This is a genomic window from Moraxella caprae DSM 19149 (assembly GCF_000426885.1).
GTDB lineage: Bacteria > Pseudomonadota > Gammaproteobacteria > Pseudomonadales > Moraxellaceae > Moraxella > Moraxella caprae.
Window position 1 is genome coordinate 1 of the sequence record NZ_AUGF01000034.1, and the last position, 22,978, is coordinate 22,978.

Consider the following 22,978-nt stretch of genomic DNA (forward strand, 5'->3'; position numbering starts at 1 on the left):
GTCTGATTAGGCATTTTACCGCAAGGTTTAAACGTAAAACCAAATGCTATTCTAAATGCCAAAAGATGATAGAAAATACACTGAGCTTACTGTTTGCTAAGTGGAATGGTAGTTTGAGGTATGTATTTTGATTTAACAATGCCGACTGTTTTTGTAAAAATGGGTAAGATAAACACTTACCCATTTTCTTTTTGATTTGGCAAATCGTTTTTTGTAATTAATGTGGCAACTCTTTTCTAATCAACGCCGAATATTCTTGCGATGAAATATTGCCCTGATTACCTAAATGAGCCACCTTGGGATTGGTAAAGGCACTCTTTTTCCAAACGGTCAACTCATGCTTATTATCAATCACTCCTTTATCATACAAATAATCCGCCAATCTGCCCGAAACGATAATGCGATAATCCATCGGCACATCATCAATCTGACTTGCCATTTTATAAATAACCGTGGTACAGTTACTAAATAACGAGTGATAAAATTTAGGTGTGTCATTTAAACGATGGCCATAATCCAAATAGGTCAAAAACAGATTTTTTATTTTCTCTTTATCATATAAAATAGGATAAACGGACACCTGCTCATTTCTGATATTGGTGCGGGTATAAATCAAATCCCGCTCATCGCCTGCAATGATGGACAAATCATACATTCTAAAAAATCCGCCAATCGTTGAAAATTCCTCGCCAACCTCTTCTCTTGTCTCCACCGAAAAAACAAGCCTGTCGGTATTACCTGCCCCATCATCAAAGCCAAACGACACCATAATATGAGCGATGTTGTCATTACCCCATGTCGTGCTAATCATATCAAGGCTTGATAGGTGATTGAGATTATAAGTGCGAGTATCCCAACGCTCGGTATAAGTGTCGCCATGCCAATCAAAATCACGCACGTTATTTATGGTAATGATGTTATTATTTTGAGTATAAGTAAATTGATGACGAAATTCATTTTGCCACACTCTGTCATTGCTGGGCTTCATGCTAAAAAACCAAGCAAGCACAATACCAACAACCAATCCAAAAATGCGTATAGAATAATAACTTAATTTATCAACAATAAACTGATTGGCAAATTTTTCAATATAACCATCAGGTAAAATTGCAATGATGGATAATAATAAAATAAAGCCAATGATAATATACGTTAATTTACCCAAAGGCATATGCACCCACAATGCCAAACACGTCCATATCGCCAATAAAATAATCATAAAAGCATATAACATAAAAAGTTTGGTCATGGTTTGTCCTTAACATTTTTTATAAAATGGCTGTGGTAAATAGTAAAATTAAGCGGTGTTATGAGATGATAATAAAAACGAGATGTTGCTATCATACCCCAAATTTGCTAAACTTGCATTTATTTTATTTGGAAAATTCTCATGATAAAAACCCAAGCCATCGCTGATTTCGCCCCTGATGAAAAATTGACCATTTGGGACGTACGAGATACTGACAGTTATCAGGCAGGGCATATCGCCCATGCCATCAATGTGCCGATTGAGCATATCAATGCCGAGACACTCGCCCAGACCACAGGCGACGTGTATGTATTGTGTGGCGGTGGCACCAAGGCAGGGCGTGCGTGTGAGCTGTTAGAGAGCCTTGACCCGAGCCGTACCTATATCCATCTGACAGGTGGCACTCGTGGAGCCAAGGCATTAGGCTGGACACTCATTGAAAATTGATTAATTAAAAAATGTTTAAAATCAATATCTTACAAAAATTTTTAAAATTTTTTGAAATAAATGATTGACACCACCCAAATTTACGCTATAATACGCACCACTAACAGCGATGACACATCGCAAATTGGTAAATCGGGGCGTAGCGCAGCTTGGTAGCGCATCTGCTTTGGGAGCAGAGGGTCGGGGGTTCAAATCCCTCCGCCCCGACCATTTAAGGCCTGTTTGGGCTTTTTTTGTTAGTATCGTAAGTTGAGCGCCTGTAGCTCAGTTGGATAGAGCATCCGCCTTCTAAGCGGGTGGTCGCAGGTTCGAATCCTGCCAGGCGCGCCATTTGCCTGATTATGAATGGCACATCTCATCATGGTGGGTATAGCTCAGTTGGTAGAGCCCCGGATTGTGATTCCGGTTGTCGTGGGTTCAAGTCCCATTACTCACCCCATATTCAAAACCACCCAATTGGGTGGTTTTTTTGCATCTCGCCTTTTTATTTTTCGCCCATACCCATCTAATAAAAAGGACGTGCTCAGCACGTCCCTACATCTACATATTATTAAATTTATGACAACTTTAAAAGCTCTTTGGTCGCACCTGTCTTTTACTACTTATCTTAAATGACTAACTTCATCCACCAAATCATCAAGCAGGGCATCAAAAATATCATCGCCTGACAACTGTTCTAATGGTTTATGAGGCTTATGAGTGGATTTTGGCGATACCTGCATTTGTGTCTGTTCTGTCAATGCTTGGTTGGCTTGGTTGGTCTGCACGGCATTATCCATCACGTCGCCATTTTTACTAGCCTTGTTATCCATAGCAGATTGTTGGGTGGTGCTAGCACTTACCTGTTGCTCTGCCCCCACTTCTTGCTGTATTTTTTGCTGTGGTTTTTGCTCTGCCGTTGGCTCAGGCAGATTTTGCATGTCCTTGTCGCTAACATCTCTGGCGTCTTTGGCATGCCAAAAGCCGTAGCGATTGACCGTCCACCACGCCAAAAACTTGCTGGCGGTAATGCTGTGTAGCTCATCAGGCAGTTTTACGACGTTCAAGCCCAACTCTTGCCAAGCGCGCTCATCCGTCTCACCCTGCTCACACGATTCCTTTGCCACAAAAATCTCATCTAACAAGCCATCATACACCGCTCGCCTATCCCACGCTTTTTGGGTCAGGTTCATGCGTGTGAGCTGATAAAACACGCCATCATGCCAAATGACATAACTGCGGTGTTTAGGGTGAACAAAAATCACATCTATCATTCTGTTGGCATTGCGACTGGTTGGGTTTTTCATGGCAGGAACATCAAAAAGGGCTTATTTCTATTTTATCAAATTTTAGCAAAATTATCCCAAAATCTACCCAAAATATCCCTTGCATTCATGGGGGATTTTGCTATACTGTTATTTAACAACTAAGCGGTATCCTTTTCACACCTTTATTAAGGAGTTTGCCATGTATCAGCACGTGTTACTTGTTACCGACTTAAATGACGACACCGACATTGTCGCCAGTAAAGCCAAATGGATTTTGGATTCATCGCCATCTGCTCAGCTGTCTGTGCTACACGTGGTCGAAGAGACCATGCTCGGCTTCGGTTATGAGCTAATCCCTGCCTCCGCCCTGCACGAAGAGATAGATGATGAGCGTTGCCAAGTGGCTCGCACTCGTCTTGCCGAGGTGTTGGCACGCAACAACCTACACGCCCACAACGCCAAAATCAAAACCGCCATCTCAGGACGTAAAGGCATCGTGGATTACTGCAACACCCATGCCATTGACTTAGTCGTCATCGGTCGCCACAAGCGTACAGGGCTATCAGCATGGTTGGCAGGAGCAACCGCCGACAGCATTTTGCCCGATGTGGACGCTGATTTGCTTGTGGTACAGTTGGGTTCAATTGATTAAACTATATCAAAATATTTATCAATAAGGGCAAATTCAGGTTTGCCCTTATTTTTTGTGCCATTTTTAAAAATGCTTATTCATCCAAATTTTCTACAACCCCTTTAAAACACCCCTTCCCATTATCACTTTTTTGGGTTTATTTTTCAGCTTTTTCCCATAAAACTTGACAAAATCCCCCCAACCCTTAAAATAGTAGCTTTACCACAACCAGCCAACCGCCATGACCAACACCCCCCAAACTCTCACCCTTATCCAGCCAGACGACTGGCACATTCATCTGCGTGATAATGACGCTCTTGCCACGACCGTACCGCACGCTTGCATGAGCTTTAACCGTGTCATCTGCATGCCAAACCTTGTGCCACCTGTCAAGACGACCGAACAAGCGACCCTCTACCGTGAGCGGATTTTGACCGCCCTTGATAAGGCGGATATTCCAAGCCAGCGTAAGGCTGAGTTTGACCCACGCATGGTCTTATACTTGACCGACCACACCACAGCCGATGAGATTGCCCGTGCCAAAGTCTCAGGCATCGTACAAGCCGTCAAGCTCTATCCTGCGGGGGCGACCACCAATTCGTCAGACGGCGTTACTGACATCTTGGGGCGGGCGGGCGTGTTTGAAAGTATGCAAAAGCACGGCATTCCGCTCCTTGTACATGGTGAAGTTACGCATCATGACGTGGATATTTTTGACCGTGAAAAGCGGTTTTTGGATGAGATTTTGTCTGTGATTATCAAAAATTTCCCCGAACTTCGCATTGTCATGGAGCATATCACTACAAGAGACGCTGCCGATTTTTGCCTTGCCCAAGCAGACAACGTGGGGGCAACCATCACGCCACAGCACCTATTATTCAACCGCAATCATATGCTGGTGGGCGGAGTCAAACCGCACTTTTATTGCTTACCAATCCTAAAACGTGCCGACCACCAAAAACGCCTGTTGGAAGTCGCCACCTCTGGCAACCCCAAATTTTTCTTAGGCACGGACTCTGCCCCCCACGCCACCCACATCAAAGAGTCCGCCTGTGGCTGTGCAGGGTGCTATTCTGCTCCCCACGCCCTACCCCTGTATGCCACCGCTTTTGAGAGCGTGGGAGCGTTGGATAAATTAGAAAATTTTGCAAGCCGTTTTGGGGCAAAATTCTACGGACTGCCTATCAATACCAGTACCATTACCCTTGTCAAATCGGACATGAGCGTGCCTGAGGGCTACCCCTATCTTGACGGCAAAAGTCTAACTCCCCTACTATCAGGGCAAACCTTGGCATGGTCGGTACAATCATGAGCGAGACAAACCAAACACCCAAAGACGACAAAAGCCCACTTGCCAAACGCTTTCGGGGCTTTATGCCTGTCGTTGTGGACGTAGAGACGGCAGGATTTAACGCCCAAACGGACGCTTTGCTTGAAATCGCCTGTATTCCCATTTTAATGAATGATGACGGCAAACTCTATCAAGGCGAGGCGTTAAACGCCCACATTGAGCCGTTTGTCGGGGCAAATTTGGAACCGTCCGCCCTAGAATTTACAGGTATTAACCCCGATAGCCCCTTTCGCAAAGCCATCGCCCAAGACGAAAAAAAGGCAATCCGCCAGATTTTTAAATCCCTAAAAGAGACCAAAAACGCTCACGGCTGTCGCCAGTGTATTTTGGTGGGGCATAATGCTCATTTTGATTTGGGTTTTTTAAATGCCGTCATCGCCCGCACCAATTCAAAAAACCAGTCGCCCTTTCACGCATTTAGCGTACTGGATACCGCCAGTCTATCAGCGTTGGCGTATGGACATACGGTGCTTGCCAAAACTTGCCTGATGGCAGGGATTGAATTTGACAACACCCACGCCCATTCGGCACTTTACGACACCCAAAAAACCGCCGAACTGTTTTGTCAGATTTTTAATGAAATGGGCATGCTTGACATTAAGGGGGAGTGAAATTTATTCAAAATCAAAACCTTACCAATTTAATATTTTTAACTTTAATAAGGAAAAACCATGCCGTCATTTGACATCGTTTCAGAATTAAACATCCAAGAAGTGCGTAACGCCATTGGCAACACCGACAAAGAAATTGCCACACGTTTTGACTTTAAAGGTAGCATGATTACAGTGGAGCTAAACGACAAAGCCAAAACCGTCACCATCACCTGCGACAACGAACTGCAAGCAGACAACGTCTATGCTATTTTTGAAAAACAGCTCATCAAGCGTGGCGTGGATTTGCAAAGCCTAGACCCACAGGACAAAGCAGGGTCAGGCAAACACACCAAGCAAGTCATCAACCTAAAAGACGGACTAGACTCAGACACCGCCAAAAAAATCAGCAAGGCAATCAAAGAGAGCGATTTGAAAGTCTCGGCAAGCATTCAAGGCGATAAAATCCGTGTGTCCGACAAGAAAAAGGACAATTTGCAAGCGTGTATGGCGTTTTTAAAAGAAAAATCGTTTGGCATGCCACTGCAATTTAATAATTTTAAAGATTGATAATTTTAAAAATTTATTAAAATTCATCAAGTTATAAACTTTATTAAAATTTTTAAAAATCCTGCTTGACGGACAAAAATAATCTGCTATAATAGCCCCACTTTTGAGAGACACGGTGAAAGCGTTCAAAAGCTGGTAAAGCGATTATCGCTAAATTAGCAAGTAATCAGTTTTACGTCCTTGTGCTCCATTCGTCTAGAGGCCTAGGACACCGCCCTTTCACGGCGGTAACAGGGGTTCGAATCCCCTATGGAGTGCCAATTTTCAAGCCACGTTCTTAGGAGCGTGGCTTTTTCATCGCCTACTGTTTCTAGCTTGCATTGCAAGATTGTATCAATAGGGTTTAAGCCTACATATTCCGCAAGCTCACCAATTAGCATATCATCTGGCACTCTACGCCCCGCCTTATAATCACCAAATCTAGTAATATACTTAATGCCTAATGCTTTAGCTAGGTTCTGTTGTGAACCTGCCTTTTCTACGGCATCATCAATTAATTTTGAAATTTTCATAAAAACCCCCTTGACTTGCTAACCAATTTTGGTTAGTATACGGCTAACCAAACTTGGTTATTTTTTAACAATTTTACTAACCAATTTTGGTTAGTTACCAAATTCGGTTACTTAGGATTATACCACACAAATATCGGTATTTGGGATAAATCCCAAAACGCTTTAACAACTATCCTCCAAACTTCCGCCAAATTTTTTTGATGATTTGGACGATAAGTGCAAAAGCTAAAATGGCAAGTGCAATAAAAGCGGATAATTTTACTAGGTTAATAGCTGGTAAATAATCAAGTTCCATAGAACTCCTGTTTTGTTGTTGGGAATTGGCATTTTGGATTTGCAAGCCTAAGTATGCTGGTAACATGGCTTAGGCAGTTGTTAATTACTGATTATAGTAGTTTTTAACTGTCTTCTCAACACTGCCAAATTTCGTTAACGGAGCGAAACATGACAAACCTATTCATAATCTACGACCATCAGTTTGATGACTCACCAGTTTGTCCCCAGTCCGTTTCTTGCGACACCCCGACCAATGAGTCAGGCTCGCAAGATGGGGGCTACCCTTTTTCCGCCTGTTCGCACAACCCCCAAGGGGTTGGGGCGGATTTTTTTACACCCGCTCGCATGGGGACTAACCCATGACAGATGTAAGCGTCTAAGTGATTATCTCCGTATTTGATGACCACGATAAAAAAGTAACACGTTACGCACTGTTTGACCATAAGCACCTTGATTTTGCCCTAAGCATTAAAGACAAGGACAATTTGGTGAGATTTCTAGAAATCTTTGGCAGTGAGACAACCGATAGCCCGATTTATTTGTAGCACGAATCACAAAAGGACTTGCCATTATCCTACCCAGTTAAAAAATTAAAAAACCAATAATAACGGATTGAACGGATAGGGAATTATCCACATTCCGCCCACTTATCCACAATTTTGTCCACCCCGTAAGGGGCTTGCAGGGTTATCCACATGAAGACCGCCCAGCAACCAATGACAAGTTACGGACAGACTAACGGCGGTCGATTGTGGACAACCCTGTGGGCAATAATTGTGGGTAAGTGATTAGGCGGATTGTGGATAAACCCGCATCCGTTCAAGCCCAAAAGCCCAAACCTAGGACAGACCCCCGATAATTTGTTACCCACTAAGCAATGGGGGAGCCGTATTGTAACACGGCGTAAACAAATTTCCCCACTTGCAGTGGCTCACAGTTAAACAAGATATAACCCGATTAAGGTGATTTATGCGAACTAAATCCAATACCCTTTTTGAAAAGGCGAACAGGCTCGCCAACGAAGTTTATTTGGACGAATCAGGCAAGCCCAAACAGCAGATGGCAAGACTGCCCGTAAAGGGCGAATATGTCATCATTGACTTTTTAAACATGACTGTGTCGGTGGACACATTCATCAAGCCCGAAATTGAGAAGTTCGGCGAAGATGTCCGCACCCTTACAGATGAGATAGAGTTTAAAGAAGTCATCCTTGACCGTATTCAGTACGAAGTACGCAAACTTTTTGGCGACAGGTTCAAGTTAACCCCCAAAGGCTCGGGCATTCACGGATTCAGGGATTGTTATATAGTGCTGTCGGAACAAGGCGACGTGCTTTTAAACGTTGGAATGGGCGGAGCAAGCCAAAACCACAAGGTTTTGTTCTCACTCACGGGCATGGGTTGCCACTTTGCACAAAAGGGGTGGGAAACAAAGGTATATGAGTTTTTAGCCCATACCGCCGTATCGGGCAAAATCTCACGCATAGACTTAGCCCATGATGATTATGATGGGGCATACTCGGATTTTGATTGGGCAAACGAACAAGAGAGCCTAGACCGCTTTGTATTGCCAAAGGCTCGTAACCGCCCTGCCTGTGTGATACATGGGGAATATAAGCACAACGACCCCAATGGCAAGGGGCTAACGCTTAATATCGGTAGCCGTACCAATGGCAAGTGTGCCAGATGTTACGAAAAGGGCAAACAGCTTGGCGACAAGGATTCGCCGTGGTTTCGCTCTGAAATTGAAGTACATGCAACCACGTTACGTGAAATACCGTTTGATGTGCTGTTAAAGCCAACTGAGTATTACTGCGGTGCATACCCCTATTGTGACGACTTGGTACAGCTCGCAAAAAAGCATAAGGCAGACAAATCAAGCATTCCATGCAACCGTTTTACCACGCTTGAGAAGTCTGCCAAAATTAGCTTGTTCAAAGTAAAAGAGATTTTTAAGCACCAGTTTGGCAAGCACCTAAAAGTGTTTTTGGAAATTTTTGAATCTGGGCAATTATACGATACCCAAAAAGTATGTGACATGCTAGTCACGGACAAAAAAGAAGACTACTACCCAAAAAGACTTCGTTTACCGTCCCATTATTTTTCGTTGTCAGACAAAGACAAGTTAAAAGCTATTAACGAGTTTGAAAAAGAATACGTAGAAAATACTTACTATCAGTCAATTAAAAAACGTCAAGCACAAAAGCAGTTGCAACGTGAACAGAAGTTAAGACGTGATGAAGACGAAGTAATGAATTATTTTGTATCAACATTAACAAACAAAACCCAATGTTTTTACACGCCAAACATTGGTCATTAGTAATAGGCGTAAAGGAAAAATCATGCAACAAGTAACCATTCTTGGAGTTAAACGCTCCCAAGGCACGTTAGACAACGGCAAAGCCTACAATAGCACTAAAATTTATGTGCAAACCAAAATGAAAGAGACCATTGACCAAGCAGGATTCGGCGTGGCTGAATACGCTTGGGGCGATAGTTCAAACTTTGAAAAAATCAACAAACTATCATTTCCATTCTTGGCAAACATTGACTTAGAAACCGTTACCAACGGCAAAACCGTCCAACTGGTCGTAAATGATGTTGTACCAATCACAAATTTAAACGACAAGTCAAAGATTGTCTAACAAAGGATTTTTGCAGTCATGACTGAACAAGTTTATGTTTGTGCTGAACTTGGTACAACAATGCTCGGCGGTACAGACTGTAAAAAGTGGGTCGCCTATCAAACCAAGCCTGATTTTATACCTTTAACCCAAAGTCAGGTCTATGAGATAGGTGGTATTTTAGTATTGTTTTTTTCCGCCATTGTTATTTATATGATGTTAGTCAAGGCGATAAAAACAGCATAAAAGGACTGTTCTATGAACATTCAAGATTTAAAACAAACCGTGGCTTACAAAGCCAAACAGTACAAAGGTACTGCCAAATACTTGGCAACAAACAAAGCAACAATCACAACCGCAGTAGTCGCTGGCACAATGCTACTAGCCCCCGAAGCCATGGCAAATGACGGTACTTCTGACTTAACTGGGCTTGATTTATCTGACTTATCAGATAAAGCTGTCAAATACATGAGAGAAGGTGGTAAGGCTGCCTTTGGTGTCCTTGGTATCGGTCTAACTGTTGTCGGTGGCTTTAAGGGTTATACCATGCTTAAAGGTGGTGTCCGTCGTGCTTAATAGCACCAATCCACTAAATAATTACACTAACGGACGTGTAATTATTCCATATATCAACAAAACATTATGAACGCTACCCTACTACATTTCATGCCATTTCTAATGGTCATCATCGCCCTAATTGTCGTTGCATACTCACTACGTTAAATACCTATTGCAAAAACAATTTAAAATCGTTAGAATTTAATTTTTTGCAATAGGTTTTTATTATGGATAAGATTGATTTTTTATTTTATTTATTTTTTGCTTTTTTCTTTTTGCTTTGTCACTTTTTATATTCTACTTTTATGGCTTATAAAGCATTAAATAATTTAGAAAATGAAGAATATGATTTACTAAAAGAGAATTTGGAAAAAATAGCTTATTTTTGGTTTGCTTTTATAATCTATTCTCTTCTTGGTTGTTTTATTTACTTTCTTTTTGATTTAATTTTATTGAGATAAAAAAATGCGTATCATGCCCATCACTTTATCGGTCTTAATGATTTTTACCCCTGCTTATAGTGCTTATGCGTCCATGCTTCCAGCTAAGGGGCAAATAGTACAAATCGGCAAAAAAGGCGGGGCATTAATCAAGACTGGGGCGGGTTTTGCCAAAAAAATTGCTACTCCTGTCGGTGCCACCGTTACTGCTGGTACTTTTGCTTGGGATTGGTGCAAAAAAAACCAAAAAAAATGCAAAGACAAAATCGGCGACGCTTACGAGATTATCTGCGATGTAACCAGTTGCGATGTTGAACGCAAAGACGACTCAGACGGTCAGTGTGTTGCTCGCTTTGGCGATGATAAACAAACGCTAAGCGCTTTTCTATCTTCGCAAAAAAGAACAGTAACACAAGGAGGTATTACTACACAATACATCCCAGTAGATGACGCTTATGAAGTTCTCGAAAAAAGGGCTAAAAGTGCTATATCATCATCAAATAAAGGCTATAAAGATTGGGTTTATTATCATGGACAATTTGGTATGAATACAAAGTCAACTTATGCAGAAACAGGAGCACACTTATACTCTGGCGGAGCTCAATATTATGTACAAGTATGGGTTAAATGCGGTGGTTTAGACGATGACGACAGAAAAATATCTGACAAAGAATTAACTGATTTAGCCAAAAAAATCGCTGAAAAAATGGACGATGACGACATCAAAAACTACTATAACACAAAGTATGACGATATCATCATTAATAACAATCATTATTACGGTGATGAAATTAACAAAGAAACGAACATAGACAAGTATTGTGAGTCTAACGCTTGTAATGAAATCTCCAAAGAAATTGAGCAAGATATCAAAGATAAAAAATATGACATTGACGACGTTAACGAAAGAAACTGCACAATTGAACAATCAACGGGCAAGTACATAGCTTGTAACATGACAATCAAAAATGAAGAAGAAGACAACTCAAACAAAGAAGGCGATACAACTAACAAAGATACTGTAACTAAAAAAGAAGATGAAGAAGACCCTTACAAGTGTGGCACAACCGACTTAACAAAAAAAATTTGTAGCTTCTTAGATTGGTCAAAAAGCGGTGATTATGATGATGAAGACGATAAGGTAAAGATTAAAGAAGATAAAGAAGACAAGCCCAACACCAAAGTAGAATTTACAGGCACCTGCCCCGCTCCGTATGAAATAGATATCTCATTGGACGCTGGTTTTATGGGGACGATTGATTATGACTTTGTATTGCTAGATACCCCCAAATTATGTGCATTCTTGGATGACTGGGTAGAACCTATTGTTTATGTTTTAGGACCATTACACGCAATTTATATTTTAGGGGGTAATAGAGAAAATGTTTGAAACATTACATGATTTGTTAGATTCTTTTGCATCAGGTTTTATCAAAAGGGCTTTGATTGGTGCTGGCTTAACGCTTGGCACCAGTGGCACCATGATGATTGTTTTGAACAAAATCATTGAAAACATGCAAGATGCCGTAACCAGACTTCCACCCCTTGCCGTCGCCTTAGCTGACATTGCCGCCTTGGATTACTACGTTAGTTGCGTGCTTGGGGCAATCGTTACCAAATATGCCTATTCAGGCTCACAACTCACCCTGCAAAGACTCAAGGACTAAAAGGCGTTGGCTAGGAAGAATGACGACGCCAACGCCGACAATAATTTTTATCGGACAAAATTATGATATACCTAATCACTGGCAACCCAGGGGCGAAAAAAACCGCCTTTTGCGTTGCAACACTCCTAAAAATAGAAAACGAAAATAAAGTTAATATCCCTAAAAATGCCAAAATTTATGCCCATAATTTAGACGTGCTTAACCAAAAAGACATGTTAAATGAATTAACATATCTTACCAAAGAAGTAGGCACTGGCAACACACTAAGAAATGAAATTGAAGTTTTAGACAAAGATTATTATTCATTCTTAGCTAATGATGATTTTGACCACTTACGCCCAGACTACTATTTTAAGCGTAGCACGGATTTTAATAACACTATTGAACGCATTCAAGAGTTACATGGTGATTTGGGGTTACAGTATTTTTATCCAGTTCGTACCATTTACACCAATATCCGAGCTTTAAAAATTGACTATGTAAGAGACTTAGAAGAAGACTGGCGAAAATGCCCAGATGGCTCTGTTGTTGTCATTGATGAAATACAGTTGGTTTACCCTTATCGAGATACCAAAGATAAATCACACCCCGTTGTACAAGAGTTATCTGTACATCGTCATCGGGGCTTTGATTTTTACTTTATTACTCAATCGGCTGGCAATCTGCATGTACTCATCAAAGACCTTGTACATGCCCATTATCACGTTACTAACCCTTTTGGCTGGCAATCTAAAATTTATCAGTATGGCAACTTTGAATCAAACCCTAATGCCATGACAGTTAGGTTACGGGCGGAAAACTCATTTACTTTCAATCCCCCTGTGAGCATTTTTAAGCTCTACAAATCAACCACGATTAACACCGCTAAGGCACGTTTACCCATTAAGCGTTTGCTTATTATTGGGTCGTTTTTCTTTGGCGGTTTATGTCTTGCTTTATATGCTCTGTTTAGCGTTGGTGGCACTAATCCAGCCGATGAGCTTGAAAAACAAAAACCAACTGAAAATCAAGAATTGATAGCTAACCCCATTGCCCCTGATTCCACGTTAGAAACAGACAATAACCCCAATCAGCCTCGTGAGAATGAACGCATTATTATCAAGCCACAAACCATAGAAGAGAAGACAGCGAAGTATTTAAATGATTTTCATGTAGAATTTAACCATGACAACATCCGCCCCGCCCAAGTAGTCACCAATGGCAAAAAGTGCATGGCTTTTAATAAATATGGTGACAAGCTTAATGTTACACAAGTGCAATGCCTGGATTTGTCCATGGGTGCCATGCCAAAAGCCAAACAGTTTACAAATAACACCACTGCAACGGCACAACCAACGCAAGCAGAACCAACAGCAGACGAGCAACAAACCCCACAGCAACAGCAAACAACACAAGGAATCACAAGTACCGAAGAGTATTTATTTGCTGATAAATCAAAGACAGAACCTATTTTTAATCCATCTTAATCAGCTCTTGACTTATACCCCAATGGGGTATATAATATCATCAAATTAGGAGCTACAAATGCAGTTATTGACCTTTATTGAAACCAGTATTTTTACAAAAGCCATTAAAGAATTATTTGATGATGATGAATATCGCAAGATTCAAAATGAGCTGTTAAATGACCCACAAAAAGGGGATTTAATCCAAGGTACTGGCGGACTTAGAAAGATTCGTTTTGGTCGTAACAGTGGCAAGAGTAGCGGTGTTAGAATCTTATATTATTATACAGATGAATTTGGTCGCATCTATCTGTTTGCGGTTTATCCAAAATCCGTCAAAGATAATATTACTAATGCTGAAAAAACGGTTTTTAAAACCCTTATCACCATGCTAAAACAGGAGCTTAAAAATGGATAAGCAGTTATTTGATGATATTGTTGCTTCTATGAATGAAGCCATTGCCATTACAAAGGGCGAAGTAGTCCCAAGTCGTACATTCACTTATGAACGCCCAAACATCAAAGATATTCGGGCAAAAACAGGGCTATCACAAACCCAGTTCGCCCAGAAGCTACACATAAGCCCTAAAACGCTTAAAAACTGGGAACAGGGCATTAGAACGCCAACAGGTCCAGCCATTACCCTAATTAGATTACTTGACAAAAACCCTGATTTAATTAGCATGGCTTAACTTATTCTGTTTTGCGGTGTAATGTCGCACCGTAAAACAGGTTAAATCATGAATCTACTTGCAATTATTGACTTCTATGTCAAAAACTCGCTTGACATGACGGGCGTAAATTATGATGACAAACTATGTCATTTTGATTTTTTTGGCGGTAAATCACTAACCATCAACACCATCACCGATTACTGTACTTATCGCACGCTCCAAGGCGTAAAAAACGCTACAATCAATCGTGAGCTTACCATTGTTCGCAGTGCCGTTAATTTCTACAACAAACACCACGATGAACAAATTAAAAATCCGCTTAATGGATTTAAGCTGTTTGAAGAAGAGTTTATACCCTGCTATCTGACGGTTAGACAATGCCAAGACCTCTTAACCCATGCCAAGGGCTACAATGGCAATGATTTACTTTACCATTTCATTAATCTATTGCTTAATACAGGTTGCAGACGTGGGGAACTTTTAAAACTTGAATGGAGAAATGTACATTTGGAACAGCGTTATTTGACTGTGCTTAACAGCCTATCAAAAAACCGTAAGACGATACATAAACCGTTAAATGATTCTGCTGTGCAATCCCTACAAGCCTTAAAACATAATAATCCTAGTGAGTGGGTATTTTATAATGAACAGACAGGGCAACGCCGTGTAACGTTCCAATCTGCTTTTAAAAAGGCGGTGGAGCGTGCTGACATTGGACAAGTACGCATACATGATTTACGCCATACTTTCGCAAGTGTGCTTGTTCAGCAAGGTACGCCCATTTATCACGTCATGCAACTGCTGGGACATTCTGACATCAAAACCACGCAAAAATACGCCCATTTGGGTAGAAACAATCTGCAAGACGTGGTAAAATCCCTGCCTAATTTTGGGTAATAGGTACTTAAAAATAAAAAACGCCCTTTCACGGCGGTAACAGGGGTTCGAATCCCCTATGGAGTGCCAATATTTTAAATCCCCAAGTCATCACTTGGGGATTTTATTTTATCCAGTCATTCATTCAATGTTCACCAAAAACACCTTTTAAATTTGCAAAATTACAACAACATTGTCTCTTATAAATTTGCTATAATTTGCCATTTCCATTTATTCATCAACACCTTTCATGCCAAAACAAAAGCTCAAAAACTGGCTCCCCACTCCCGAAAAATTGCGTGAAAACCGCATGATAAGCCTGTTCGCTCCGTTTTTGGCTGACCCACGTCTATGGCAGTTAAACCGCAACGCCCTAACCCGAGCGGTGTATGTGGGCGTGCTGTGTGCCTTTTTCCCCCTACCTGGTCAGATGCCCCTTGCCCTGATTGGGGCGTTACTCTTTCGTGCCAATGTGCCGATGAGTGTCGCCTTGACATGGATTACCAACCCTTTGACGACCATTCCGATTTTTTGGTTGGCGTATTCGGTGGGGGCAATGCTACTGGGCGAGCCTATCATTGGCATTCGGGGCATGGGGCTGATTGTGTCGGACTTGACACTATGGGTAACTGGCAACGGTGGCAATCCTTTTGAGATGCACTCGGTGTTTTCCTTTAAGGCATTTGCGTGGGGGCTGCTGGTGTGTGGCATGATTACCAGTGTCGTATTGGGCATTGCCTTTCGCATATTTTGGCAGTATCGCATCGCCAATGATTGGCAAAAACGACAAGGCTATAACGCCACCGCTCCTAAATTTCGCACTCAAAAAGGACATAAAGCCAGAGAGCAGGCAAAAAATATCGGCTCTGATGATTTTTCTATTTAAGCATTTTTTAATCAACGCTTTACATCATTACACCCAGCGCCCAAGGGTTGCATTGACCGCACTCTCAGTTCGCAAAATCCGCTCGCCAAGCGACACCGCACGCACGCCCACACTTGCCAAAAGCTCAATCTCGTACGGCACAAACCCCCCTTCTGCTCCGATGATTATCATGTCAGGCAGGGGGTTGTGGTGGATAAACTCCTTAAAACTGGTATCAGCATAAGGGTGAAAGACAAGGGCGGATTTGTTATTTATCAAGCTAGGTAATGTATCCTGCACAAAGGGCTTAAAGCGTTTGGCAAGAGTAATGGCAGGTGGCACGCTATCCACGCCTTGTTGCAGCCCTTCTAGCACAAACTCATCAAGACGAGCAAGCAGGGGCGAGCCCCAATAGCTTTTGTCGGTACGAACAGAATTGATAAGAATAATATGATGAACCCCAAACGCCGTCATGTCCATAATCAGCCGTCTTAGCACCTTAGGGCGTGGCAAGGCGAGCATGACGGTTACGCCAAGTTTGGGCGGTGGGTTGGTGTCTAGGCGGACATTTTCCAAAAGGCACACTTTATCATCTATATGAGCAATTTGCCCCACGCCCATTTTGTCGCCCAATTTGCCGATTTTTAGGGTGTCGCCAACGCTTGCCTTTAACACCGTTTTGATGTGGTTAAGCTGTTCGGCATTGTCAATCGTGGCGGCGGTATCGTCAAAGGCGGACAGGGGCAGGATAATGACATTCATAACAATTTCCTTATCATATCAAACTGCACCTTGTCCGCCCCTGCCCGCTCTTGTACCAGTCTTTGCCCACGCTCGCCTGCTTCTTTGGCAAGGGCAGGATTATCAAGCCATGCTTTGATATTATCATACAATCCGTCATCATCGCTTTGCATGAGTACGCCCACATCGGCAAAATCACGCACAATCTCGGCACAGTTTTTGACATACCGCCCCATGATGACAGGCGTGGCAAGGCTCACAGGCTCAATGGGGTTATGACCACCCTTATCCACAAACGAACCGCCCACCACCGCCACATCGGACAGCTCATACCATACCATCAGCTCGCCCATGCTGTCCGCCAGATACACCTGCGTACTATCGACTATCGACTCACCTAGGCTGCGTCTGTGATAAACAAACTGTGTGCAAAGGCTTGCAACCTCATCAAAGCGTTCGGGGTGGCGTGGCACCAGAATAAGCAGTAGATTGGGGAAAACAGCAAGCAATCGCTTATGGGTTTCCAACGCCAACCGCTCCTCGCCCTCGTGCGTGCTTGCCATGACCCAAATGGGACGGTTTTTGACAAAATCGGTAAAGTCGGTAAGATTGTTAAAGTTATCAAGGGTTTGAGCTTTGCCAATCTGACCGCTCCATTTTAGAGAATATGCCTGCTTGACTTTATTTGGGTTTGCCCCAAGTACGATGAAGTTGCGATAACTTTGCTCATCTTGGGCGATGATGAGGGATAAATTTGCCATCATGCTTTGGCTAAGCCCTTTGAATTTGGCATAGCTATCAAAGGATTTTTGGGTAAGGCGGGCATTTGCCATAACACTCGGTATGCCCTGCTTTGCCAATACCGATAAGGTATTTGCCCACAGTTCGGTCTCAACAAACACCACCATCGAAGGGCGGATGTGTACCAAAAACCGCCCCAATACCGCCACATCATCGACAGGGGCAAAGCTGTGCTGTACCGATTTGCCCAGTTCATCTTTAAAAAGCATCTTAGCACGGTTAAATCCCGTCTGCGTGGTACTGGTTATCCACAGATGATAGCCATCAGCCAGCATACGTCTAAGTAGCGGATAGGCGGTGTTTAGCTCGCCCAACGACACGGCATGACACCAAATGACGGGCTTATCATGACTAATAGGCAAATAACCCTGCCCGAACCGCTCGGCAATCTCACGCTCATAATGGGGCAGGTTAGCTTTTTTGCACGCCAAAAACAAGCGATAAAGCGGTTTTAGGGCGGTAATGGCAAGGCGATAATATAGGGGAGGACGCATGTCAGAACATCACGCTAAGCAAGATAAATAACAATACCGACCCCACGCCCACAGCGATGAACAGCATGCCATAACGCTTGTCGGAGACCATCTCGGTGCGGTAGTCACTTTTTAGAAGTTCCACTTGATTCATGTAAGCACAGACTTTTTTGGCTTCGGGATGCCCGCCATCGGCTGATTTGCGAAGCCAATGTTCGCCCATGCTCACGTCCATCGCCATACCACCATCATTAGGGGCAAAGCCTTGATAATACAGACGGCTAAGCAGTTTTTGGGCTCGGATATCGCCCATCTCGGCAGAGCGTTTGGTAAGCATGACCGCTTTATTGATGTCCACGCCCACGCCACGCCCACTAAAATAGTACAGGGCTAGGCGAAGCATGGCAGACGGATTGCCCTGCTTGACCAGTCCCACCAGTAAGGCAAGTGCCTGTTTGCGTGCCTGCGCCTGCTTGTCATTAAACACAATCTCATCCATCTGCTTACCTTCGGCGATTTTGGCATCGATAAAAGCATCAAATTTGGTCAGTACTGCTGTCGCCTTTTGGTACTCACTCACGGCATCGCTCGGGGTATTGATATTGAGCAAATCTTGGTACGCTTCATCAAAGAGCTTGGGCGTGTGCGACGCTCTCGCCCTTTGTTTATAGGCGGACGGGGGCAAGTTTATGGTATTGGATTGGTTCGGACTTTTGGCTTGATGTGGTGTGTTTGGGCTTGCAACATGAGCTTGACTGGCAGACTGGGCAGATTGCAAGGTTTGCATATCTTGCACAACTGGGGCTAGGCTATGGCTGATTGGTTGTTCATCCACCATGGTTTGATTATGCAAACTTGTTAAATCATTTTGCCCATCGTTTGTCAAAGGGTTTATTGAATGATTTTGCAGGTCGTTATTTAAATTATTTTGCCCATTATCTTGCCCGTCACGTGGCAAGTGGTTTTGTAAACCATATTGCAAACCATTTTGTAAAATAGCTTGCTCATTCCGCTCGTCTTGCTCATCAACCGCTTGCACTGACTTATCTGCTTGCTTTAAAAACAGCGGTTGTTCACTAAATAACTGCTCCGCTTTATCATCGGCAGTTGGGTCGTGTTGCAACTGTTTAAAACGACTGATAAAATCATGCACCGCCCAATACAGGCTGTCCTCTGCCACGCCCACGCCTTGCCCGTCATCATCAAGACCTGCCACAAAGGTGCGGTCAATCGTGCCAAACAGCCTTGCCCCGATGACAGGCAGGATAAACAACCTATCCGCCACCGCTTGCCCTGCCCGCCCCACGCCTTGACACAATACGCCCATGCCATAATAAAAGCCCTGCAACTGTTCAGCTGTCATCTGACTTTGGGGGTCTGCCCCCATCTGCGAGAACAGGCGAGCATAGACACGGCTAAACCCTTGGGCGGTGTAGATATTCACGGTAGGCTTAACCACCGATTGGGCAAGCTCTTGCTTTATCACCTGCACGACATGATACGCCAAGATGATGATGAGCCGAGCAAAGTCATCATGAGATAGCACACGAGCTTCGCTCACACTCTTGCCTGCTAAGTCTGATTTGACCGCTGATAAGAATACATCCAGCAGTTTAAGACTGTCCAAATCCGCCTTGAATGCCGTCTGCTGAGCGATGAGTGCAGACAGTCGCTGATGATAGGCAAAGCGTTTGCCCGTCACACTCATGCCCTGCCACAGCTCATGCACTTCTTTATCAAACTCAAACCACACAAATGGGGCAACACTCATGCTTTATCCCCGAGCATATTATTTAAAAATTCAAGCACGTTTTTGGAGCTTGCTTTTTGCTGTAAGGCGATAAGCTCTGCTTTAACCATTTCTTTGTCATCGCCCGATAGCGTGTACCAGCGAGCCAGAGCGGACAAGGAGCGAGACGCTAGCACAGGATTTATCACGTCTAAGCGAGCCACTGCCGACAGATACAGCGAAATGCCGTCTTTCGTCCAGAGCTGAGTGGGCTTGCTTGCCAATCCGCCAAGCGTGGTACGCACACGGTTTGGCGTTTGCCAGTCATAATCCGCCCGTTCCATAAGAGCCTTGATAAACGCCACATCACGGCTGTCTGCCCCTGCTTGCACGCTAAACCATGAGTCAATGACAAGGTCGTTATCATGATATTCTTCATAAAACTGAGCGGTGTAATCGTCTGCATTGGGCAAACCAAACTCAATCATCGCCCCCAATGCTCCGAGCTGTTCACTCATACAAGTAGCGTTGGTGTACTGGCGTTCGGTGCGTTCGGTCATGTCAAGTTTGGCGGTCAGTGCTAGATTGAATAGCACGTTTCTAAGCAATCGCACCCCACGAGCGTCAGGCGTGTCCTCATACGGCACGATAGGCAGGGAGTCATACCACACTTGTACATGGTCGGCTAGGGCGTGGGCGATTTGCTCTTTTAGGGCGGTGCGTGTTGCCTTGACCGCTTGTGGATTGTAGTCCTTATCGTACGCCACCGCAAGCTCGCTTTCGCTTGGCATATCAAACAAGCGAGCGGTCAGCATGGGGTCTTTGTGCATGAGCGTTGGCACGATCCGCTTTAAGGTGTCGGTGAGTAAGGCGACATTGTCCGATTTGCCAAACAACAGTCTACCCACCAACGTTTGCACCGCTTGCCATTGGTTAAAGCCTTCGTTTTCAAATTGTACGATTTTTACCAAATCTTCATCGGTATAATCAAATTCTAGCTTGACAGGGGCGGAGAAATTACGCAGTACCGACACCACAGGACGCACCCCGCCCAAATCCAATCCGTCAAAACCAAACATATCGCTGTCTTTGGTCAAAAGTAGCAACTCTTGGGCGAGTAGTTCCCCACTCTCCCCATGAAAAATCGCCACGTCTATCGGTATGGGTAGGGCTTTTGGCTCATCAAATCCTGCCACATGGCGAGTTTGTTGGCTAAATGTCAGCTTGACACTGTCGCCTGCCACGTCAAATCCGCCCGTCAGCACAGGCGTACCTGCTTGGGTATACCACGCCAAAAAGTCAAGCACACGGCCATCGCCCACGCTCATCGCCGATAAAAAGTCTTCAATGGTAACGGCTTGACCGTCATAGCGAGCAAAATATTCGTCCGTGCCTTGGCGGAATTTGTCTTTGCCAAGCAAGGTCGCTATCATACGCACAATCTCCGCCCCTTTTTCATAGACGGTAACGGTGTAGAAGTTGTTAATCTCCACAAAACTGTCAGGACGCACAGGGTGAGCCAGCACGCCTGCGTCTTCTTTGAACTGATGAGCCTTTAAAAAACCCACGTCATCAATGCGTTGCACCGCAGGGGAGCGATGACTTGATGAAAAACTTTGGTCTCTAAATACGGTAAAGCCTTCTTTTAGGCACAACTGAAACCAATCACGGCAGGTAATGCGATTACCCGTCCAGTTATGAAAATATTCGTGGGCGATGACCGCTTTGACATGAAAGCTCCGCTCATCGGTCGTGGTTTTTGGGCTAGATAACACGCAAGACGTGTTAAAAATGTTCAAGCCCTTATTTTCCATTGCCCCCATGTTAAATTGCCCTGTGGCGACAATCATATAACGATCAAGGTCATACGCTCGCCCATAATGCTCCTCGTCCCACGCCATGGCGTCTTTTAGGGCGGTCATGGCAACGTGGCATTTGTCAATGTCGGCAGGCACGGCGTAGATTTCTAGGAGTACTTCACGCCCCTCAATGGTCGTGTAATGGTCACTCATCACCGCCAAATCCGCCACCACGCACGCAAACAGGTAGCTTGGCTTTTTGGTGGGGTCATGCCAGACGGCAAAATGTCTGTCATCGCCCACGTCGCCTTTTTCTATCAAATTACCATTGGCAAGCAGTACAGGAAAACGCTTGTCCGCTTCCACTCGGGTCGTGTATTCGGTCAAAACATCAGGGCGGTCAGGGAAAAAGGTGATTTTACGAAAGCCCTCTGGTTCGCATTGGGTAACAAACATCAGCTCATCGCCCGTACCCGACTGATACAAGCCTTCTAAGGCGGTGTTGGTTTGGGGCGTGATTTTTACGTCAATGGCGACTTTGGCGGTATCGGGGGCGTTGTGAATGGTTAGGCTCTCGTCATCTAAGGCATAATCATCAGCCGTCAGCACTTTGTCATTGATGCTAATATTTAACAGTTCAAGCTCACGCCCCAGCAGGACAAGTTTGCCGTCATGCTCACGGCTCATGTTTAGCACGCTAGATACGGTGGCGTGGTCGTTAAATACTTTAATGTCTAGGTAAATATCGTCCACACGATAAGTCGGTGGCGTGTAGTCTTTTAGGTAGATTTTTTGGGGTTCTTTATTGCTACTGGTCATGGTTTTTCCTGGCTTAGGTTTGGATTTACATTGATAAATTAACACGCCATACTATCAAATTTTTACCATGAAAAAAAGACCGTCTCACCCCCAAAATCACCAATATGGTCATTTATTTTGCTACCGCTTATCAAAAAGCCCCAAAAACAGCCAACCTTTCCGCCCAAATACCCCAAAAACAACCCTAAAATGACTTGCTAAGCCCATCAAATTTTGTCATTAGACTTCCTGCAAAACTACCCAATCCACCCAAACACGAGCTTTACCCTAAGTTCAAATCTTGTTAATGACTTTCGGTAAGTGGTAGAAAACATCTTAAAGGCCTTAAACTTGGCAAAGATATGTTCTACTCTCACCCGTGTTTTAGACAATAATGCGTTATAATCTTTGGCTTCTTGTACAAGTGGATATTTCTTAGTTTGTTTTAGTGGCGTAAAGGCTTGCTTGTATAAATGCTGTATGCCTTGATAACCACTGTCTGCTAGGATAAACTTAGCATTTGTTAAATTTGGGTTTGTTCGCTTAAAGAGCTTAAAGTCATGCATTTGAATGATGCTGGTATCTACTTGTAAGATGACCTTGTGGTGATTGATGA

Annotated in this window: 27 protein-coding genes and 4 tRNA genes; 23 read left to right on the forward strand and 8 right to left on the reverse strand. The window is 43.7% G+C overall.

All coding sequences use genetic code 11. The annotated features are described in order from the left end of the window. Window positions 1-217: 217 nt before the first annotated feature. Window positions 218-1,249 (reverse strand): Lnb N-terminal periplasmic domain-containing protein, encoded by a 1,032-nt coding sequence (locus K941_RS15385; RefSeq protein ID WP_036388020.1) that lies wholly within the window; start codon window positions 1,247-1,249, stop codon window positions 218-220. 141 nt (window positions 1,250-1,390) lie between these two features. On the opposite strand from K941_RS15385, the gene K941_RS0109130 reads away from it, so the two are divergent. The 4 genes from K941_RS0109130 to K941_RS0109145 all read left to right on the forward strand — a co-directional run bounded on the left by K941_RS0109130 (window position 1,391) and on the right by K941_RS0109145 (window position 2,135). Beyond that, entirely contained in the window at window positions 1,391-1,696 is a 306-nt protein-coding gene (locus K941_RS0109130) for a rhodanese-like domain-containing protein (protein ID WP_029103379.1), read from the forward strand. 133 nt (window positions 1,697-1,829) lie between these two features. Further along, window positions 1,830-1,906 (forward strand) — tRNA-Pro (locus tag K941_RS0109135). Window positions 1,907-1,949: 43 nt separating this feature from the next. Beyond that, a tRNA-Arg gene (locus K941_RS0109140) sits at window positions 1,950-2,026 on the forward strand. 33 nt (window positions 2,027-2,059) lie between these two features. Then, window positions 2,060-2,135, forward strand: a tRNA-His gene (locus K941_RS0109145). A 163-nt stretch (window positions 2,136-2,298) separates the two neighbouring features. On the opposite strand, the gene K941_RS0109150 is transcribed toward K941_RS0109145, so the two are convergent. After that, window positions 2,299-2,982 (reverse strand): hypothetical protein, encoded by a 684-nt coding sequence (locus tag K941_RS0109150; RefSeq protein WP_029103380.1) that lies wholly within the window; start codon window positions 2,980-2,982, stop codon window positions 2,299-2,301. Window positions 2,983-3,142: 160 nt separating this feature from the next. On the opposite strand from K941_RS0109150, the gene K941_RS0109155 reads away from it, so the two are divergent. The 5 genes from K941_RS0109155 (at window position 3,143) to K941_RS0109175 (ending at window position 6,345) form a co-directional block, all read left to right on the forward strand. Beyond that, window positions 3,143-3,595: a universal stress protein gene (locus K941_RS0109155; RefSeq protein WP_029103381.1), complete on the forward strand. Its 453-nt coding sequence runs from the start codon at window positions 3,143-3,145 to the stop codon at window positions 3,593-3,595. Between the two features lie 220 nt (window positions 3,596-3,815). Further along, the gene (gene pyrC / locus K941_RS0109160) at window positions 3,816-4,886 is read left to right on the forward strand and encodes a dihydroorotase (RefSeq protein WP_029103382.1); all 1,071 of its coding nucleotides are present in this window, start codon (window positions 3,816-3,818) and stop codon (window positions 4,884-4,886) included. Then, window positions 4,883-5,536: a ribonuclease T gene (rnt, locus tag K941_RS0109165; RefSeq protein WP_051225994.1), complete on the forward strand. Its 654-nt coding sequence runs from the start codon at window positions 4,883-4,885 to the stop codon at window positions 5,534-5,536. Before pyrC ends, rnt begins: the two co-directional genes overlap by 4 nt. Window positions 5,537-5,596: 60 nt before the next feature. Then, on the forward strand, window positions 5,597-6,085 hold the full coding sequence (locus K941_RS0109170; RefSeq protein WP_029103384.1) for a YajQ family cyclic di-GMP-binding protein: 489 nt from the start codon (window positions 5,597-5,599) through the stop codon (window positions 6,083-6,085). 184 nt (window positions 6,086-6,269) lie between these two features. Then, window positions 6,270-6,345: transfer RNA gene (locus K941_RS0109175), tRNA-Glu, on the forward strand. 421 nt (window positions 6,346-6,766) lie between these two features. On the opposite strand, the gene K941_RS17995 is transcribed toward K941_RS0109175, so the two are convergent. Continuing rightward, entirely contained in the window at window positions 6,767-6,892 is a 126-nt protein-coding gene (locus K941_RS17995; RefSeq protein WP_265596823.1) for a hypothetical protein, read from the reverse strand. A 149-nt stretch (window positions 6,893-7,041) separates the two neighbouring features. On the opposite strand from K941_RS17995, the gene K941_RS17145 reads away from it, so the two are divergent. From K941_RS17145 to K941_RS15395, 14 genes are all read left to right on the forward strand, one after another. Continuing rightward, window positions 7,042-7,236, forward strand: coding sequence for a hypothetical protein (locus K941_RS17145; protein WP_147287553.1), 195 nt, complete (start codon window positions 7,042-7,044; stop codon window positions 7,234-7,236). Window positions 7,237-7,253: 17 nt separating this feature from the next. Next, complete coding sequence (locus K941_RS17150) at window positions 7,254-7,418, forward strand: hypothetical protein (protein WP_156892318.1); 165 nt, start codon at window positions 7,254-7,256, stop codon at window positions 7,416-7,418. 424 nt (window positions 7,419-7,842) lie between these two features. Then, the gene (locus K941_RS0109190; RefSeq protein ID WP_029103385.1) at window positions 7,843-9,192 is read left to right on the forward strand and encodes a replication initiation factor domain-containing protein; all 1,350 of its coding nucleotides are present in this window, start codon (window positions 7,843-7,845) and stop codon (window positions 9,190-9,192) included. A gap of 22 nt (window positions 9,193-9,214) precedes the next feature. Continuing rightward, the gene (locus tag K941_RS0109195; RefSeq protein ID WP_029103386.1) at window positions 9,215-9,517 is read left to right on the forward strand and encodes a hypothetical protein; all 303 of its coding nucleotides are present in this window, start codon (window positions 9,215-9,217) and stop codon (window positions 9,515-9,517) included. A gap of 18 nt (window positions 9,518-9,535) precedes the next feature. After that, window positions 9,536-9,742: a hypothetical protein gene (locus K941_RS0109200; protein WP_029103387.1), complete on the forward strand. Its 207-nt coding sequence runs from the start codon at window positions 9,536-9,538 to the stop codon at window positions 9,740-9,742. Between the two features lie 12 nt (window positions 9,743-9,754). Beyond that, the gene (locus tag K941_RS0109205) at window positions 9,755-10,072 is read left to right on the forward strand and encodes a hypothetical protein (RefSeq protein ID WP_029103388.1); all 318 of its coding nucleotides are present in this window, start codon (window positions 9,755-9,757) and stop codon (window positions 10,070-10,072) included. Window positions 10,073-10,281: 209 nt separating this feature from the next. Continuing rightward, entirely contained in the window at window positions 10,282-10,515 is a 234-nt protein-coding gene (locus K941_RS0109210; RefSeq protein ID WP_029103389.1) for a hypothetical protein, read from the forward strand. Between the two features lie 4 nt (window positions 10,516-10,519). Then, the gene (locus K941_RS0109215) at window positions 10,520-11,884 is read left to right on the forward strand and encodes a hypothetical protein (RefSeq protein ID WP_029103390.1); all 1,365 of its coding nucleotides are present in this window, start codon (window positions 10,520-10,522) and stop codon (window positions 11,882-11,884) included. Then, entirely contained in the window at window positions 11,877-12,161 is a 285-nt protein-coding gene (locus K941_RS0109220; RefSeq protein WP_051225995.1) for a DUF2523 family protein, read from the forward strand. Before K941_RS0109215 ends, K941_RS0109220 begins: the two co-directional genes overlap by 8 nt. A 62-nt stretch (window positions 12,162-12,223) precedes the next feature. Beyond that, window positions 12,224-13,627 (forward strand): zonular occludens toxin domain-containing protein, encoded by a 1,404-nt coding sequence (locus tag K941_RS16455; protein ID WP_051225996.1) that lies wholly within the window; start codon window positions 12,224-12,226, stop codon window positions 13,625-13,627. A gap of 67 nt (window positions 13,628-13,694) precedes the next feature. Further along, window positions 13,695-14,024: a type II toxin-antitoxin system RelE/ParE family toxin gene (locus tag K941_RS0109230; RefSeq protein ID WP_029103392.1), complete on the forward strand. Its 330-nt coding sequence runs from the start codon at window positions 13,695-13,697 to the stop codon at window positions 14,022-14,024. Next, on the forward strand, window positions 14,017-14,298 hold the full coding sequence (gene nadS, locus K941_RS0109235; RefSeq protein WP_029103393.1) for a NadS family protein: 282 nt from the start codon (window positions 14,017-14,019) through the stop codon (window positions 14,296-14,298). Before K941_RS0109230 ends, nadS begins: the two co-directional genes overlap by 8 nt. A gap of 48 nt (window positions 14,299-14,346) precedes the next feature. Continuing rightward, window positions 14,347-15,177: a tyrosine-type recombinase/integrase gene (locus K941_RS0109240; protein ID WP_029103394.1), complete on the forward strand. Its 831-nt coding sequence runs from the start codon at window positions 14,347-14,349 to the stop codon at window positions 15,175-15,177. Window positions 15,178-15,406: 229 nt separating this feature from the next. Beyond that, the gene (locus tag K941_RS15395) at window positions 15,407-16,042 is read left to right on the forward strand and encodes a DUF2062 domain-containing protein (protein ID WP_051225998.1); all 636 of its coding nucleotides are present in this window, start codon (window positions 15,407-15,409) and stop codon (window positions 16,040-16,042) included. Window positions 16,043-16,069: 27 nt separating this feature from the next. On the opposite strand, the gene K941_RS0109250 is transcribed toward K941_RS15395, so the two are convergent. The 5 genes from K941_RS0109250 to K941_RS0109275 all read right to left on the reverse strand — a co-directional run. Further along, window positions 16,070-16,783 carry a 16S rRNA (uracil(1498)-N(3))-methyltransferase gene (locus tag K941_RS0109250; protein WP_029103395.1) on the reverse strand — a complete coding sequence of 238 codons (714 nt, stop codon included), beginning with the start codon at window positions 16,781-16,783 and terminating at the stop codon, window positions 16,070-16,072. Beyond that, window positions 16,780-18,057 (reverse strand): 3-deoxy-D-manno-octulosonic acid transferase, encoded by a 1,278-nt coding sequence (locus tag K941_RS0109255; RefSeq protein WP_029103396.1) that lies wholly within the window; start codon window positions 18,055-18,057, stop codon window positions 16,780-16,782. The genes K941_RS0109250 and K941_RS0109255 overlap by 4 nt, the downstream gene beginning before the upstream one ends. Window position 18,058: 1 nt before the next feature. Beyond that, on the reverse strand, window positions 18,059-19,807 hold the full coding sequence (locus K941_RS0109260; protein ID WP_029103397.1) for a tetratricopeptide repeat protein: 1,749 nt from the start codon (window positions 19,805-19,807) through the stop codon (window positions 18,059-18,061). Further along, window positions 19,804-22,383, reverse strand: a complete 2,580-nt coding sequence (gene pepN / locus K941_RS0109265) for an aminopeptidase N (RefSeq protein WP_029103398.1) — start codon at window positions 22,381-22,383, stop codon at window positions 19,804-19,806. Before pepN ends, K941_RS0109260 begins: the two co-directional genes overlap by 4 nt. A 236-nt stretch (window positions 22,384-22,619) precedes the next feature. Further along, a partial coding sequence (locus K941_RS0109275) for a transposase family protein (RefSeq protein WP_029103399.1) occupies window positions 22,620-22,978 on the reverse strand: 359 nt, incomplete at its 5' end.

Coding starts and splice junctions, on each gene's coding strand:
- K941_RS15385 (WP_036388020.1), bottom strand. CDS start 1,249: ATGACCAAACTTTTTATGTTATATGCTTTTATGATTATTTTATTGGCG.
- K941_RS0109130 (WP_029103379.1), top strand. CDS start 1,391: ATGATAAAAACCCAAGCCATCGCTGATTTCGCCCCTGATGAAAAATTG.
- K941_RS0109150 (WP_029103380.1), bottom strand. CDS start 2,982: ATGAAAAACCCAACCAGTCGCAATGCCAACAGAATGATAGATGTGATT.
- K941_RS0109155 (WP_029103381.1), top strand. CDS start 3,143: ATGTATCAGCACGTGTTACTTGTTACCGACTTAAATGACGACACCGAC.
- pyrC (WP_029103382.1), top strand. CDS start 3,816: ATGACCAACACCCCCCAAACTCTCACCCTTATCCAGCCAGACGACTGG.
- rnt (WP_051225994.1), top strand. CDS start 4,883: ATGAGCGAGACAAACCAAACACCCAAAGACGACAAAAGCCCACTTGCC.
- K941_RS0109170 (WP_029103384.1), top strand. CDS start 5,597: ATGCCGTCATTTGACATCGTTTCAGAATTAAACATCCAAGAAGTGCGT.
- K941_RS17995 (WP_265596823.1), bottom strand. CDS start 6,892: ATGGAACTTGATTATTTACCAGCTATTAACCTAGTAAAATTATCCGCT.
- K941_RS17145 (WP_147287553.1), top strand. CDS start 7,042: ATGACAAACCTATTCATAATCTACGACCATCAGTTTGATGACTCACCA.
- K941_RS0109190 (WP_029103385.1), top strand. CDS start 7,843: ATGCGAACTAAATCCAATACCCTTTTTGAAAAGGCGAACAGGCTCGCC.
- K941_RS0109195 (WP_029103386.1), top strand. CDS start 9,215: ATGCAACAAGTAACCATTCTTGGAGTTAAACGCTCCCAAGGCACGTTA.
- K941_RS0109200 (WP_029103387.1), top strand. CDS start 9,536: ATGACTGAACAAGTTTATGTTTGTGCTGAACTTGGTACAACAATGCTC.
- K941_RS0109205 (WP_029103388.1), top strand. CDS start 9,755: ATGAACATTCAAGATTTAAAACAAACCGTGGCTTACAAAGCCAAACAG.
- K941_RS0109210 (WP_029103389.1), top strand. CDS start 10,282: ATGGATAAGATTGATTTTTTATTTTATTTATTTTTTGCTTTTTTCTTT.
- K941_RS0109215 (WP_029103390.1), top strand. CDS start 10,520: ATGCGTATCATGCCCATCACTTTATCGGTCTTAATGATTTTTACCCCT.
- K941_RS0109220 (WP_051225995.1), top strand. CDS start 11,877: ATGTTTGAAACATTACATGATTTGTTAGATTCTTTTGCATCAGGTTTT.
- K941_RS16455 (WP_051225996.1), top strand. CDS start 12,224: ATGATATACCTAATCACTGGCAACCCAGGGGCGAAAAAAACCGCCTTT.
- nadS (WP_029103393.1), top strand. CDS start 14,017: ATGGATAAGCAGTTATTTGATGATATTGTTGCTTCTATGAATGAAGCC.
- K941_RS0109240 (WP_029103394.1), top strand. CDS start 14,347: ATGAATCTACTTGCAATTATTGACTTCTATGTCAAAAACTCGCTTGAC.
- K941_RS15395 (WP_051225998.1), top strand. CDS start 15,407: ATGCCAAAACAAAAGCTCAAAAACTGGCTCCCCACTCCCGAAAAATTG.
- K941_RS0109250 (WP_029103395.1), bottom strand. CDS start 16,783: ATGAATGTCATTATCCTGCCCCTGTCCGCCTTTGACGATACCGCCGCC.
- K941_RS0109255 (WP_029103396.1), bottom strand. CDS start 18,057: ATGCGTCCTCCCCTATATTATCGCCTTGCCATTACCGCCCTAAAACCG.
- K941_RS0109260 (WP_029103397.1), bottom strand. CDS start 19,807: ATGAGTGTTGCCCCATTTGTGTGGTTTGAGTTTGATAAAGAAGTGCAT.
- pepN (WP_029103398.1), bottom strand. CDS start 22,383: ATGACCAGTAGCAATAAAGAACCCCAAAAAATCTACCTAAAAGACTAC.